Origin of the sequence: Streptomyces sp. NPDC020983 (genome assembly GCF_044333485.1) — a bacterium.
GTDB lineage: Bacteria > Actinomycetota > Actinomycetes > Streptomycetales > Streptomycetaceae > Actinacidiphila.
This window is the reverse complement of record NZ_JBIRRA010000009.1, coordinates 223,452-236,928: the sequence shown is the minus strand read 5'-3', so window position 1 is coordinate 236,928 and position 13,477 is coordinate 223,452. Positions and strand designations below refer to the sequence as shown.

Genomic DNA, 13,477 nt, shown 5'->3' with positions numbered 1-13,477 from the left:
CGTATCGCTCCAGCTCAGCGGGCTTTTGCGTGTGGTCAGCGGACGACTCGCAGGTGCCGCCGGGGCTGTTCCTCTGGGACCACTTTGGGACCAAGGGCCGTTTCGGGTGCCATCTGGGAGTGGATCTCCGCTCCGCTCAGGTGCGCGGAGAGCGCGGCCCCGGCCAGGTCGATGGATCGTCGGTCGGGGTGAAGGTAGCGCTGCGTCGTGGTGAGCGAGCCGTGTCCGGCGATCTTGCGGAGGACGTGCAGCGGTACGCCGGCGTCGGCCATCCACGTCAGGCCCGTGTGCCTCAGGTCGTGCCGCCGCAGGTGCTCGTACCCGAGCCGGACCACGACCTCATCCCAGTGGGTGGCGTCGCGGAGTACGGCGGTGGTGATGCGCCCGCCGCGGGGGCCGGTGAACAGCCGGGCCATGGGGTCGCGACCGGCCGCGTCGAGCCGCCGGGCGACCATGGGCCGGATCTCCGGAATGATCGGCACGGTGCGGCGCCGCTTGCCCTTGGTGCCCTTGTCGATCAGCCCGCCGGGGCCGGTGGTGGTCTGTCGGCACAGGTCCCAGGTCCATGCATCGCGGTTGATGTCCTTGACGCGGACGCCGGAGACCTCCCCGATACGCGAGGCGGTGCACGCCTCGAACCGGACGACATCACCCCAGCCCTCGAACTCGTCGGCCGACCGGGCAACGAGCGCCACGGCGAGGCGATCGAGCGCGTCCCAGTTCGGCAGCGCGAGTGAGCGGGGATCGTCCAACTCGTCTTCCGCGCGCTTGTACTCCTGCTGCCAGCCGCTCACTCGGGCGGGGTTGACGTCCACCAGGCCGTCTCGTAGGGCCTGTTCCATCACGCGGACCAGCACGGCGAGGCTGTTCTTCACCGTGGACCGGCCGCACTCGTCGGCGATCCACCCGTACACAGCCCGGTCCACCAGCCCGTTCACGACCGTCGGGACCTGGAGATGCCCGAGCGCAGGCACTACCCGCAGCCGCCAACCGGCCCTGTACGGGTCGAGGGTCTTGGCCTCCAACCCGCGCATGGCCAGGTCCCACACGGAGTTGCCGTACTCCGCGAGCGTCATCGTGGCGGTGGCCGGTGTGATCCCGCGGCTTGCCGCCTTGCGCATCCGGTCGAGCCACGCATTCGCGGCATCCTCGCTCGGCAGCATTTCGGAGCGGGAAACTCGCCTCTTCGTCTCGGGATCAACCCAGCGCACCCGCGCCCGATGAGGGTTCGGATTGCCGGGCCGGTACTCGATGTCCGTGGCGATCTTCACGCCGACCGGGGGCGTCTGCGCGGGCATCAGGCCGCCGTCCCCGGGACGACACGGCAGGAGGCGAGCCAGGCTTCCACGTCCGGCACGCTGTACATGGTCACCCGCGAGGTGAGCCGGACAAAAGGCGGCCCCTGGACGGGCTTGGAGGTACGCCACCGCCGCAGCGTCGAGGCATCCACGCCGAGCAGGTCCGCTACGTCCTCGGTCGTGTACCACCCGCTGTGGAGCAAGTCCGGCCCGCCGCCACCAGCTTCCTGCTGGGCAGGCAGCACCCGCAGCAGGCCACCGACCTGAGCAGTCGTCAAGAGCCGCTTCACGTCCAGTCCTCCTCATCAATGAACTCCGCGCGAGCTTGGCGTGCGGTGTCGCGTGCTTGGGTGATGTCGCGGTGGATCTGTTGTGCGCGCCAGGATTCGCCCGGGGTGTGACCGTGGCCGGCGTAGGTCCAGTGGGCGATCACGAGGGTGGTGGCCTCGGGGTTGGCGTCGGGGTCGGGCAGGCCGAGGGCGCGGCGTTCCTGGTGGGCGCGGTAGTCGGCGCGGGCCTGGCGGAGCTTGCCGAGGGTGGTGGAGTACCGGCGGGCTTTGGTCGAGAAGTGGCCGCGGAAGCCGAGCATGTGAGCCCACTGCCACAGCCGCCGGTCCGGGTAGAGGGCGTCGAGGTCCCAGCAGGCCCGGATGAGCCGGCGGGTGTGGTCGGGCAGGTCGGGGAGCTTGTCGAGTTCGGCGAGTTCGCCGATGCGGCGGTCGACCGTGCCGGTGGTCTCGGCGGCTTTGGTGGCGTACTTGGCGACGTAGGAGGCGACGGCCTGCTCGGTGAGGTCTTCGCCGTGACCGAAGGCGCCGATGGGCTGCACGTCGAGCTGCGTGCCCCAGCGCAGCACCCGTTCCGGCTGGTCCCCTGCGGGGGGGATGGTGACCTTGGCGCGGGCGGCAGCGGCCCGTAACGCGCCTTCCAGCAGGCTGGCGGTGGCCCAGGCAGGCGGGGCGGTGTCGGGTCCGTCAGGCCCGTCGAAGCGGATCACGGCGTGGAAGTGGATTGCGCCGCGCTTTTGGTACTCGGCGACCTTGCCGTACGCCACGCGGAGGCGTTCGCGGAGCTCCCGTTGAGTGATGCCGGTGCGGGCGGCGAGTTCGCGGGGCAGGTAGATGGTGATGTAGCGCCACAGTTCGGAGGCGTGGTTGTTCCACAGCACCGCGCCGGCGTAGTCGTACGAGGCGGGGTCGAGCGGCGTGCCCAACTCCGGCGCGTCCTCGGGGTGGGCGTGGCCGCAGCGGCACCGGCCGCGGGCGGGGCGGTTGTGGACCGGCCCGAACGAGGGGGCGGTGAAGGTGGCGAAGACCCGCGGGTGGTCGGTGACGGTGTCGGGGACGCCCTTGCCGCCGGTGAGGCCGGAGAGGATGAGTTGGTAGGTGTCTCCGGCGTAGGTCCAGGCGCAGGCCGGGCAGCGGGAGGCGCGGCGGTTGCCGCAGGCGACGCGGAGCCGTCCGCCCGGCTCGGCGCTGGTGTCGTAGGTGTGGAGGACCTGTCCGGTGGTGGGGTCGAGGGTGGTGGTCGAGCCGGTCAGGTGGATGGGGTCGGAGCAGCCGCCGGTGCGGGTGACCTGCTCTTGCCAGCGGTCGAAGCCCGGTTGCCCGGCCACCCGGAGGAAGTCCCCCCAGGTGACCGGGTCCAGGCCCGCCGGGGCCTCGGCGGTGAGGGTCATCAGCGCCGCCTGTCCTTGGCGTGGGCGGCCTTGTGGTCGTCGTACTCCGCGACGAGGTTCTGCACGGCGGCGGTGCCAGTAGCGGAGTCGGAGGCACCGCAACGGCAGACGTACTCAGCAGTGGGGGCGCCGGAGTAGGAGCCGGAGGCGATGTGCAGACCGGGGAAGTCGGCGGAGGGGCGGAGGCTCTTGCCCATGCCAGTCACCTCCCGGCCGTGGCGAGGGCGCGGCGGTGGGTGGTGGTGCCGGTGCCGTGGCAGGCGGGGCAGTCCACGGTGATCGTGGGCAGGGCCCCGTTGGGGTGGCGGGGGCCGGTGGCGATGGCCACGCGGGGGAAGCCGTCGCAGTGGGAGCAGATGTGGCCCGGGGCGTGGGTGTGCTGGGGCATGATGGGTGTCCCTTTCGGGTCCGTTGGATCAGGAAGTGGAAGGGCGCCCGGGGCGGCGGAAACTTGGCGGTTGAGGCCGCCCCGGGGGCTGTCAGCGGCGGGCGTGTCCTTTGGCCTGGTACATGTCGGCGTCGGCGGCAGACAGCGCGTCGGTGAGTGTCGGGACGGGCAGCGCGTCGCAGTGGCAGATGCCGACCGATGCAGAGACCGGGAGCAGGGTCCCGGCGTGGGCGACGGGCCGTTGCAGGGTGGTGCGGAGGGCGGGCAGTGCGGGGCCGGGGATGGTGATGATCGCGGCGAACTCGTCACCGCCGAGGCGGGCGGCGAATCCGGCGGTGCTGCACCAGTCGGCCAGGCGGCGGCCGGTGGCGGCGAGTACGGCGTCGCCCGCAGCGTGGCCGTGGGTGTCGTTGACGGCTTTGAAGTCGTCCAGGTCGATCAGCAGCACCACGGTGTGGGGGGCTCGGCGCAGTAGGTGGTTGGCGCGGTCGGTCCATCCCGCGCGGGTGTGAAGGCCGGTGAGCGGGTCGCGGCGGGCGGCGCCAAGGCGGCGGATCAGCAGACTGCTGTGCACGGCCCAGCCCAGTGCCGGTAAGGCGGGCGAGAGCGCAGCCAGGTCCATTCCGGTCACCGGCCCTTCCGGGTGAGCTTCACGGTGACTCCGGCGCCGCCCACGGCGGGCACGGCGGCGGCAGCGGCGGCGGTCATGGTCTGGAAGGCGTAGGCCAGGACGACGATGACCAGGGCGGTTCCACCGGCGATCGCGATGGTGAGCAGGATGCGTCCGGCGTAGTTCGGGCCGGTGGTCTGGACGATGACGACCTCGCCGGGGTGGGTGCCGGGCGGGATCAGGTCGGCGGGCCGGTGGCCTGCGGCGAGTTGCGAGCTGGGGTGCCGCATGGGGATCACTTCCTTTCCGGTCAGGTCGTGGTGCAGGTGTGAGTGCGGGCGGCGAGTTCGGCCGCGGCGCGGCTGGTGTAGTCGCTGGACCAGCCGCAGCGGGCGGCGGTGCAAGCGGCGACGGTGGCGTCACGGCCGTGCCGGTCGCGGTGGTCGCCGACCTCGACGGGGCCGATCTTGGCGACGTTGGTGAAGCGCTTGGGACGGGCCACGGGGTTACCTCCTTCCAGGTCAGGTGAGTTGTGCGGCGATGGCGTTGGCGAGCGCGGGCGGGACGCCGAGGCGGGCCCGCAGCGTGGCCGGGTCGATCGGGGTGCCGGTGGCGGCTTGGTGGGTGTCGGCGATCTTCCGGGCGTGTTCGACCAGCGCGGCCGGGACCGCGGGCACCGGCGCCTCGACCGCCACGGGCACCGGGGCCGGGGGGAGTTCAAGGGCCGGTTCCGGGTCGGGGTCGGCGCGTTCGAGGGTGACGGGCGCGGCCGGTTCCGGGGCCGGGAGCGGCACCACGGCAGCGGGGGCGGGGGTGGTGTCGGGGATGAGGCGGTGGACTTGGCGCATGAGGGCGCCGAAGGCGAGCAGCGCGGCGAACGGCGGTACCGCGGCGACGACGTAGTGCAGCAGGGGTTGCCGGGCGCCGACGCCGGCGACGTTGAGGCCGATGGAGCCGAGTGAGCCGGTGACGGTCAGGCCGATGGCCCACCAGTCGGTACGGCCCCGCAGGGCGGCGAGGAACATCAGGACTTCGCCGGCGACGATGAACAGGTCGAGGGTTGCGGGCCAGGCCCAGCGGCGGGCCGGGGACGCAGCGAGGCCGTTGGTGCGGGCGACGTCGGCGAGGTGGGCGTAGGAGAGCCAGAACGCGGCAGCGGTCAGGATCACGATCGCGAGACCGGCGGCGATCACGGCCGCGCGTTCGGCTTCCGGCTTGGTCACGGCGATACCTCCTTGTCTGGGGAGCAGGCCCGGGGCCGGGCAGGTGGCTGGCGGCCCCGGGGTCGAGGCGGTCAGGTGGTGCCGGAGCCGAAGCAGTTCAGGCACATGCCGTCCTGCCGGCCGACGACGCGGTGCCTGCGGCCGACGCGGACGGTCACGGCGACGGTTCCGGTGCCCTTGCACGCCTCGCACGGGGCCGGGACCGGTTCGGCCGGGGCGGGCTTGGCGGGGGTCTTGCGGGCCATGGGCGGGCCTCCCTTCCGGGGTTTTGGGCATGGCGGGGTAGGGACGTGGCGCGAGGGCGGTCGCGCCGACCGGCGAGCAGGGGTGGGGTGGGGTCAGGCGGTCGCGGGAGCCGGGACCGGCTTGGCCGGCGGGGTGCCCGGCGCCAGCAGCGGCAGGGCCGGGCGGAAGGCTGCGAGGGCGGGCAGGTCCGGGGTCAGGTCGGCGTACTGGTTGCAGACCGCCACCGCATCGGACAGGGACGTGTGCGGGGTGCGGATCCGGGACCAGCTCCCGGTGGTGTCGGCGGCGATGGCCATGCCGGGCGCGTCCGGGGCGATGGCCAGGACGGAGGCGAGGGCTTCGGGGGCGATGTCGCCGAAGGCCATCTTCGCGGAGGACTCGTCGTTGACGCGGTGGCAGACCCGGCCGGTGAGCTGGGCGCGCAGCATGGTGACGCCGTCGCCGAGTTCGGAGCCGAAGCGCTGCCCGCAGACTTCCAGGTAGATCCCGGCGGCGCGGGCGAGCTGGGCCAGCCGGATCAGGGAGGTGATGATCCGCTCCCGGCGCTTCTTGTGCGCGGCGGAGGTGAGCAGGAGTTCGGCGATCTCGTCGATCACCACGACCACGGGCACGGGCCGGACCGTGTCGGGCAGGCCCCAGATGTCGGAGGTGATCTCCGTGTCCGGGGTGCTGGCGCTGATGCGCTGGTGGTCGCGGATGACCTGGAACCGGGCCGCCATCTCCGCCACCAGGGCTTCGAGGAGATCGGCGGCGGTGTCGGGGTTGTCGGCCAGGGCGGAGAACCGGCGGGCCAGCGGGGACAGCTCCACGCCTTCCTTGCAGTCGATCCCGACCAGCGCGACCGGCTGAGCCGCAAGTTCCCGCACCAGGTTGCGCTGGTAGACCGACTTGCCCGACCCATTCGCACCGACGTTCAGGCTGTGCGGCACGGTCCGGTAGTCGCGGAAGTGCGGTAACCCGTCTGCCCGCATTGCCACCGGCACTCGCAGCGCCGACCGCTTGGCGCGAGCCGGAACACGCACCCTTGTCAGGCCGTCATAACCGGTCATCACCAGTTCCAGCACACCAGGGCGGACCTCCTTGGCCACGACCTGATGCATCCGGAACGCGTGCCGCAGCCGGTCGGTCGCCGAGGTGACGTCGAAGGCGTCCTGTCCCGGCTGGAGCCGAATCCGGGCGACCAGGCCGGTGCGGGTGGTCCGCATCCGCAGCAGCTTCGGCGGACGGTTCGCCGGCAGCTCCCTGCCCATCGCCCTGGCGACCGCGATCCGGGCCCGGGACGGGGGGACTGTGAGCCCGCAGGCGTCCATGACCGACGCGTAGGACCAGGTGACCCGGATGCGGGCCGCGGGGCCGCCGACGACCATCCAGTACAGGTCGGGCCGGACCCGGCGGAGGATCAGCACCGCGGCGATCCCCCCGCCGGTCAGCACGAGCACGGTCACGCCCACGGCGATCAGGCCTTGCCGTTCGCAGCGGCCGCGGGCATCAGCGAGGTGACGGCCACCGCGCGGAAGCTGATCCCGTGCCGCTTCTGCCCGTTGAACTCGTTCTCCCAGTCCCGCGCCCGCAGCCCCGTCACCGCGACCAGCGTGCCCGGCGTGAGCGTCGCGTCGATCCCCGTGTTCGGCACGGTCACCTGGTACAGGTCACCCTGCCCCTCGTCGGACACCAGCAGGCCCACCGTCATCAGCGGGGCACCCGTCTCGCGGTCCACCGCGACCTCACCGGTCTGCTTGCTGACCAGCTTGGACACCGGAGGCGTCGCCACGAACACCGCGGCCGTCGAAAGGTCGATCTTGAAGGAAGCCATCAGACACTCCATCGCAGGGTGAGGGATCTCCCCCACAGCGGTAGCTTGTATATCCAAGCCGTGTCCTCACGGTAAGGCAGGCAACTTGGATATGCAAGTGGGGAGTTGAAAAAGGGGACCCGAAGGTCCCCTTGGCGGTGCGGAGTTGAGCTACGGCACGTCGATCACGTACCGGAAGACATGCCGGTCACACGGCACGCGGGAGTCAAGCACTTCCACGGTGCGGCCGACCGACGTGTGCGCCGTACGAAGCACCCGCGCCAGCGGCACGCCCGGCGGAATCTTGAGCGCGTCGGTCTCGGCCGGGGTCGGCATCCGGATCTCCAAGTCCTCCACGAACTGCGTGATCCGCTGCTTGACAGGCCCCTCCGGGTCCTCGATCAGCCTGCTCACCCCACCGCGGATACGGCGCAGCTCCGCCACCTCGGTGCCGGCGAAGATTGCAGCCGGGTAGTAGCCGTCCACAAGCTGCATGGGTTCGTCGTTCACGAAGAACGCTCGGCGGCGCACGATCACGTCGGCGCCCTCGTCGAGCCCGAGCCGGGAGGCCACGTCCGCAGGTGCCGCGACGGTGTCTACGGAGAGGATGCGCTGTTCGGGACGCAGTCCTTGAGCGGCTGCTTCTGCGTTGAAGTTGCTCACGCCCGTGTCACGGCGCTGGCGGAAGTTCGCCCCGGTGGTGAGCATCTGCACGTTGGGCCGTGGCCGTACGAAGACGCCGCGACCCTGTTCGCTGATGAGCAGGCCGTCCGCCTTGAGCAGCGCCAACGCTTTCCGGACCGTGACGCGGGTCGTGGCGTAGTCGTCCTTGAGTTCGTTCTCCGACCTGAGTTTCTCGCCAGCGCGCAGCTCGCCTGACAGGATGCGGGCGCGAAGTTCGTCGGCGATCTTCCTGTACGGAGGAAGATCCTTCTCGGTCATGTAGGTCACCTCAGCTTGGCTATGCAAGCAAGCTTACGGCCCAGGTCCGACAAGGTCACCCGGCGAAGGCCCAGCCGCTCCACGTCGTGACACGGATGGCGACGACGGGACCCTCCGGGGGCGTGTCCACGTACTGCTGGTACTTCGCCTGCAACAGCCCGACCGCGTGTTCCCGGGCCTCGCCCTCCGCCCACAGCTCCGCTCGACCATCCGCGCGAACCCACCACAAGGTGGACCAGTCATCCGCGTATTGGTCGGCGATGACCGCGACGGCAGGGTTCTCCGCGATGTTGCGCAAGCGCCGGAGATTGGTCGAGCGCTTCGGCTTGTGGTCGATGGCGAAGAGGACCATGTCGTCCTCGACCGCGAAGGTCACCGGCACGACGTGCGGCACGCCGGCGGCATCAGCGGTCGCCAGACGCGCGACCGGCGACGCGACGAAGCGGCGGCGGGCATCCTCCCCAGACAGGTTCATGAACCGAACGTACCCCGGGGACGGAGCTACGCATCCCTCGCAGGCGAGTTCAATCGTCCAGGTCACGAGCCACGCGGCACTCAGCTTCCCGCCGGCCGGGAGTTGGGAGTGTTACAGATTTCCCTACCTCATCAAGCTCCCCGCCGTTGGCGGGGAGAGGGGAGGGAGGAGGGGCGCCGGTCGTTCCCTCGGGTGGGGTGTCGCGAGCGCGGAGCTCCCGGGCCTTACGGGCCTGCGTGGTGATCATCCCCGTCCCGTCCGGGGTCGGCGGAGGTGATTGGCGAACTTCCCGGGAGGTGCTGGCGGGGGCTGCCGCCCAGGCCCACGGGGACGGCCTTCCGCCCCGGGGTGGGTGGTGGTTGTTCGGCAGCTCTTACCCTTCGGGTACCCGGCTGGCCGGTGCAATCGGCTTCCAGCCGTCGCTACGGGAAACACCCCATCGGCCGCCACCGCGGCCGCTCGGGGGCTCGGGGGCTCGCGCTTGCGCTCCTGCCTCCGGCCCGCGCCGCGCGGCCCCCGGCCCCGCGCCAGGAATGCCACGGGGTTCCCCGCTACACGCTTTGCCCGACCCCCACCGCCGGACCGAGCACAAACACGCCGACAACCCACTCCACCAGCAGCACGGCAACCCCGGCCCGGCAGAAGCTCCACGTCCCACCCCAGGTGCCGCACCACCAGCCATCCAGGCCCAAGGGGGTGCGTCAACCAGCACCCGGGAACCACGGCGACCAGGGGAAAAGGAGGGTGGGGAAGGCGGAGGTGAGTGGGTGGTGGTGCCTCCGGCGGGGGCGCTCAGGCTCCGAGATGGACAGGGCACGACTGGCGGGTGCGGGAGCGTCGTGGTGGAGGTGGGAGCTTCCATCCCGCCTGCCATCGACCCGGGCAAAGCCGAGCAGACGCGGCCCAGGGCGTCAAGGTCGTTCGTACAGTGGCGCGCTCCACCTTGACGCCCTGAACCACGCCCGCTCCACAGGAGTGCGGGCCGACGGCAGACGGGATGGAAGCAGGGAGACTCGGCTGAGGAAGCGAGGAGCGCGGCCCGGTTGTCGTTGGTGATCGGTAGCCTTGCGTCAACTCCGTGCGAAGGGGGCGGGTTCCGTGACGGCGTGGCTGTTGGTGTGCAATCCAATGAAGTTCCGGCTGAAAGCAATGCTGGATGATGGCGGAGAGTTGACGAACTGGTCCGTAGGCAGATATTTGCGCGATATGCACAAAGGGGACCATTTCGCCTTGTGGCTTACCGGTCAGGGCGCGGGGGTTGTGGCGACTGGTGAGCTCACCGGCGAGCCGTACTGGACTGATGACGACGAGGACGATGACGGCTACTGGGCCGAGCCGCCAGGTCCACGAAACGTCGTTCCGCTTCGCGTCGAGCAGTGGCTACAAGCTCCGGTGCCGCGTTCCTGGTTCAAGACCCACGGCGACTTTGCCGCAGCCACTGTGCTGACGCAGCCGTTCGCCACCAATCCCCATCGGCTTTCCGACGAGCAGTGGGGAGCGTTGGCTGCAGAGGTCGAGCAGGCACTCACTCACCCGACGGAGGGATGGCAACCTGAAGGCGACGGCATATGGGACCTGCGGCCGGGCGACCAGATCCGTCGAGTCGAGCTGCACGACCGGTATGGCGGTAGCCGCCAGGGTGGGATCAGCCCGTCAAGGACTAGTAACAACGTCATCTTCTTCACGGACCCCGGCACAGGTGAGCAGCACGGCTACCAAGACGTCTGGGAATCGGACGATCACTTCCGATACACCGGCGAAGGCCAGGTGGGTGACCAAGTTTTCTCCCGCGGCAACAAGGCGATCCGAGATCACCTTCAAGAGGGCCGACGCCTGCGACTGTTCATTGGCAGTCGAGGAGTGGTTCGCTACTCCGGTGAATGGATCCTCGATCAGAGCCGTCCCTACTCGTGGGGACAAGCCCCATCAACCGGCGGCGGCGACGAACGCCAGGTCATTCACTTCCACATGATCCGCATTGGCGCGGCAGTCACGGCCCCGGACGTGCCTGTAGGGGCTGAGTATCGCGTCGAGGACGAGACCACGATACCTGCGCCGGCTTTGCCAAGCGCACCCGATCCCGCGCTCATGGCACAGACTCTGAGTAAACACCGCCAGTTGCAAAACGCACTCGCCCAGCAAGTCCGCGACCGCGGATATCACCCACTGTCGCCCACAGCCACGGACCCAGCTTTCGACCTGGCGTGGCACCAAGAAGACACCCTGACAGTGACCGAGGTGAAGTCCCTGCGGCTGGAGAACGAGTCGCACCAGTTGCGGACTGGAGTCGGCCAGTTGCTTGACTACGTGGATCAACTAAGCGCGCGTTCCCCGCAGGTGCGTGGGGTTCTCTGGGTAGAGCGAGCGCCGACCGAGGATCGATGGATTGGCATCTGCGAACGGGCCGGCATCGTTCTGGCGTGGCCGGGAACTGAGGCAAGGGTCTGGCCATAGTCGCCGGGGCAAGCGGTGACGGGTACACCCCTGGGACCACTTTGGGACCACACGCTGTGCACGCAGCCGCACAACCCCAGCTCGCGCGAACGACTGATCGTGACTCAGAACGCCTCTGACCTGCGGAGATCCTTGAACCTATGACCTGGGGGTCAAGGGGTCGCAGGTTCAAATCCTGTCGTCCCGACGGTGCAGCGGGCTTAACGCCCAGGTCAGGGCCTTGTCTCACTTCGGTGAGGCGGGGCCTTGAGTCATTTTCGGCCTCTGCCTCTCACAAGCTCTCACAAACGTTGTTGATCTTGGTCAGCCGAGAAGCTTCCTGAACTTCTTCGACCCGCACGCAGGCTGCCCGGACCGGGGTGGACGTACGTCCGCTTGGTGAAGCTCAGGTCCGAGTGCCTTCACCGAGACCGACCGGGCAATCCTCTCCGGCCTGCTCCCTTGCCTCCCGATGCACAAGCTCCGGAACTTACTTCTCCTGATACGACCCGACACGATCCTGGCGCTGGCATCGCAACCTACTCAAACGGCGCCACGCTGCGGCCTGTGCACCCAGGCGGCGCGGACGACCACCCACCGTCCGACCGATCCGCGCCCTCTGTGCGACATCCCGTGGGTTGCTCTGAGCCCCCCGAGTCCTTGACCGCATGGCCGGGCCGTTCGTCCTCTCTCGTAGCAGTTCGCGGGCTGACGTAACTTCGCAATTCCTGAAGCGGAAGGCGCTGCGGGCTTCGCCGCGCGGCACCCGGCTGGGGCGTTCTCAGGCGCTGGCTACGTACTTCCTGTTCCTGGAGCTGCGGCACAAGGTCGAGATCCACCGGATGACCGGTCGGGTGATCGAGCGCCCGATCGACGAGATGAACCGGCAACGTCGAGACCGGTGTCCTGTCGCCCGGAAATCCCAGGACGCCGCCGGACGGCAGCTGGAGTCTTCCTGCGTCCGCCAAGCCGGCACGCTCTGCTCGACGGGTCTGTAGTGTGCGGGCGATGACAAGAAGCGAGCGGCTCGCGGAGCAGTTGGACTGGTACTGGTGCAATAACCTGCGGCCACGGCTGGACGGTCTTACCGACGAGGAGTACTTCTGGGAGCCGGTGCGCGGCTGTTGGAGCATCCGCCCACGTGGCACGTCGGCCGCACCGATGTCGGCGGGTTCAGGGGAGTGGACGATGGACTTCGCGTCCTCTGTCCCGGAGCCGGCGCCGGTGACCACGATTGCCTGGCGGCTGGCGCACATCATCGTCTCGTGCCTGGCCTATCGGGTGGAGTGGTACTTCGACGGCCAGGACTTCGACGCCGAGGCGTTCGCCTACGCGGGGACCGCTGACGAGGCGCTGAAACAGCTCGACGAGATGTACGGGAGATGGAACGCGGGGGTCCGCGAACTCTCGGACGCCGACCTGGACAATCCGCCCGCGATGAGTCCCGAGCCGTTTCCTATGGAGAACAGGGTCCTGCACGTCAACAGGGAGCTGATCCATCACGGCGCCGAAATCTCCCTGCTGCGCGACCTCTACCGCTGGCAGGACGGAGCCTCACCGCACCGAAGATGAGCCGGGTGCGGTGCCAAGCAGCAGCCGACCAGCTGCCCCCGCCACCCAAACCCCGCCGTTCGAACTCTGAGCTGGGCACGTACCCAGGCACCGCAGGTGGTGCGTGATGCCCGAACCGGCATCCGACAACCCACCCACGACCTGCGCCCCCTCATGGACGCCATCTTCTACGTCGACCGCACAGGCATCACCTGGCGCTGCCTCCCCCACAACTTCCCACCATGGCAAAGCGTCTACGGCTACTTCGCGAAATGGCAGACCGACGGCATCTTCGACCACCTCGCCACCCGCCACCCGACCGTCTCCAGAATCTGAAGGCTGTCCGTAAGGACTGACGTGGTCGCCGCTGTCGGCCCTTGACCAGTTGGCGGGAGGCCGGAGCCGTGACCACGGCCGGCTGAGGCTAGATTCGTGGCATGCCTTCACACCTCAGTCCTGGTACTTCGGGTGCCTTCCGGCGCTTTGCCGGATGGCTCGCTCATGGCTCGTTGGGCCATCCGATGCTGGAGGGGGTTGACTACTGGGAAGAGCTCCGTGAGTCCCCATCGCAAGCGGAGATCTGCTTCGCCATATTCGCCAACGTCCTTGAACTGGACGAACAGGGGGAGCCGGTCAACGCGAAGCACGCTGAGCGCAGGGCAGCCACGTGGCTCTACAAGTACTGCAAGGGAGAGCTTCCGCCGGGTGAGCCGGACATCGAACCGTGGGAGTGCGTACTCCACTGATTCTGCGGAGCACGGGCCTTCCTGCTGCGGACCTGGGTTGTGGCGAAGGGGCGCGGCTGTGGAGCCGTGCAACACCGGGCTTGGCCGGTGCACTC

At 69.4% G+C, this 13,477-nt stretch carries 18 protein-coding genes and 1 pseudogene; 5 read left to right on the top strand and 14 right to left on the bottom strand.

What is annotated here, in order from left to right:
• Positions 1 to 35: 35 nt before the first annotated feature.
• The 14 genes from xerC to ACH4SE_RS21925 form a co-directional block, all read right to left on the bottom strand.
• Positions 36 to 1,298 (bottom strand): tyrosine recombinase XerC, encoded by a 1,263-nt coding sequence (gene xerC / locus ACH4SE_RS21990; protein WP_398545105.1) that lies wholly within the window; start codon positions 1,296 to 1,298, stop codon positions 36 to 38.
• A complete protein-coding gene (locus tag ACH4SE_RS21985; RefSeq protein ID WP_398545104.1) occupies positions 1,298 to 1,588 on the bottom strand; it encodes a helix-turn-helix transcriptional regulator in 291 nt (96 codons plus the stop codon). The genes xerC and ACH4SE_RS21985 overlap by 1 nt, the downstream gene beginning before the upstream one ends.
• Positions 1,585 to 2,976 (bottom strand): replication initiator protein RepSA, encoded by a 1,392-nt coding sequence (gene repSA / locus ACH4SE_RS21980; RefSeq protein ID WP_398545103.1) that lies wholly within the window; start codon positions 2,974 to 2,976, stop codon positions 1,585 to 1,587. The genes ACH4SE_RS21985 and repSA overlap by 4 nt, the downstream gene beginning before the upstream one ends.
• Positions 2,976 to 3,173 (bottom strand): hypothetical protein, encoded by a 198-nt coding sequence (locus tag ACH4SE_RS21975; RefSeq protein ID WP_398545102.1) that lies wholly within the window; start codon positions 3,171 to 3,173, stop codon positions 2,976 to 2,978. Before ACH4SE_RS21975 ends, repSA begins: the two co-directional genes overlap by 1 nt.
• Before the next feature lie 5 nt (positions 3,174 to 3,178).
• Entirely contained in the window at positions 3,179 to 3,364 is a 186-nt protein-coding gene (locus ACH4SE_RS21970; protein WP_398545101.1) for a hypothetical protein, read from the bottom strand.
• Positions 3,365 to 3,455: 91 nt separating this feature from the next.
• Complete coding sequence (locus ACH4SE_RS21965) at positions 3,456 to 3,986, bottom strand: GGDEF domain-containing protein (protein ID WP_398545100.1); 531 nt, start codon at positions 3,984 to 3,986, stop codon at positions 3,456 to 3,458.
• A 5-nt stretch (positions 3,987 to 3,991) separates the two neighbouring features.
• Positions 3,992 to 4,264 (bottom strand): hypothetical protein, encoded by a 273-nt coding sequence (locus ACH4SE_RS21960; RefSeq protein ID WP_398545099.1) that lies wholly within the window; start codon positions 4,262 to 4,264, stop codon positions 3,992 to 3,994.
• Positions 4,265 to 4,284: 20 nt separating this feature from the next.
• Positions 4,285 to 4,476 carry a mobile element transfer protein gene (locus tag ACH4SE_RS21955; RefSeq protein ID WP_398545098.1) on the bottom strand — a complete coding sequence of 64 codons (192 nt, stop codon included), beginning with the start codon at positions 4,474 to 4,476 and terminating at the stop codon, positions 4,285 to 4,287.
• A 19-nt stretch (positions 4,477 to 4,495) separates the two neighbouring features.
• A complete protein-coding gene (locus tag ACH4SE_RS21950) occupies positions 4,496 to 5,197 on the bottom strand; it encodes a DUF2637 domain-containing protein (protein WP_398545097.1) in 702 nt (233 codons plus the stop codon).
• A 71-nt stretch (positions 5,198 to 5,268) separates the two neighbouring features.
• The gene (locus ACH4SE_RS21945) at positions 5,269 to 5,442 is read right to left on the bottom strand and encodes a hypothetical protein (RefSeq protein WP_398545096.1); all 174 of its coding nucleotides are present in this window, start codon (positions 5,440 to 5,442) and stop codon (positions 5,269 to 5,271) included.
• 93 nt (positions 5,443 to 5,535) lie between these two features.
• Complete coding sequence (locus ACH4SE_RS21940) at positions 5,536 to 6,810, bottom strand: FtsK/SpoIIIE domain-containing protein (protein WP_398545263.1); 1,275 nt, start codon at positions 6,808 to 6,810, stop codon at positions 5,536 to 5,538.
• An 89-nt stretch (positions 6,811 to 6,899) separates the two neighbouring features.
• Positions 6,900 to 7,256, bottom strand: a complete 357-nt coding sequence (locus ACH4SE_RS21935; RefSeq protein ID WP_398545095.1) for a hypothetical protein — start codon at positions 7,254 to 7,256, stop codon at positions 6,900 to 6,902.
• 150 nt (positions 7,257 to 7,406) lie between these two features.
• The gene (locus ACH4SE_RS21930) at positions 7,407 to 8,177 is read right to left on the bottom strand and encodes a GntR family transcriptional regulator (RefSeq protein WP_398545094.1); all 771 of its coding nucleotides are present in this window, start codon (positions 8,175 to 8,177) and stop codon (positions 7,407 to 7,409) included.
• 55 nt (positions 8,178 to 8,232) lie between these two features.
• Positions 8,233 to 8,652: a TIGR03668 family PPOX class F420-dependent oxidoreductase gene (locus tag ACH4SE_RS21925; protein WP_398545093.1), complete on the bottom strand. Its 420-nt coding sequence runs from the start codon at positions 8,650 to 8,652 to the stop codon at positions 8,233 to 8,235.
• 1,098 nt (positions 8,653 to 9,750) lie between these two features.
• On the opposite strand from ACH4SE_RS21925, the gene ACH4SE_RS21920 reads away from it, so the two are divergent.
• The 5 genes and pseudogenes from ACH4SE_RS21920 to ACH4SE_RS21900 all read left to right on the top strand — a co-directional run bounded on the left by ACH4SE_RS21920 (position 9,751) and on the right by ACH4SE_RS21900 (position 13,382).
• Positions 9,751 to 11,106 carry an EVE domain-containing protein gene (locus ACH4SE_RS21920; RefSeq protein WP_398545092.1) on the top strand — a complete coding sequence of 452 codons (1,356 nt, stop codon included), beginning with the start codon at positions 9,751 to 9,753 and terminating at the stop codon, positions 11,104 to 11,106.
• A gap of 647 nt (positions 11,107 to 11,753) precedes the next feature.
• The gene (locus tag ACH4SE_RS21915) at positions 11,754 to 12,083 is read left to right on the top strand and encodes a hypothetical protein (protein ID WP_398545091.1); all 330 of its coding nucleotides are present in this window, start codon (positions 11,754 to 11,756) and stop codon (positions 12,081 to 12,083) included.
• Between the two features lie 10 nt (positions 12,084 to 12,093).
• Entirely contained in the window at positions 12,094 to 12,657 is a 564-nt protein-coding gene (locus tag ACH4SE_RS21910; protein WP_398545090.1) for a DinB family protein, read from the top strand.
• A gap of 123 nt (positions 12,658 to 12,780) precedes the next feature.
• Positions 12,781 to 12,939: pseudogene (locus ACH4SE_RS21905) on the top strand (transposase); the annotation flags it as partial.
• Between the two features lie 134 nt (positions 12,940 to 13,073).
• Positions 13,074 to 13,382 (top strand): hypothetical protein, encoded by a 309-nt coding sequence (locus ACH4SE_RS21900; RefSeq protein ID WP_398545089.1) that lies wholly within the window; start codon positions 13,074 to 13,076, stop codon positions 13,380 to 13,382.
• The last annotated feature ends 95 nt before the right edge of the window (positions 13,383 to 13,477 follow it).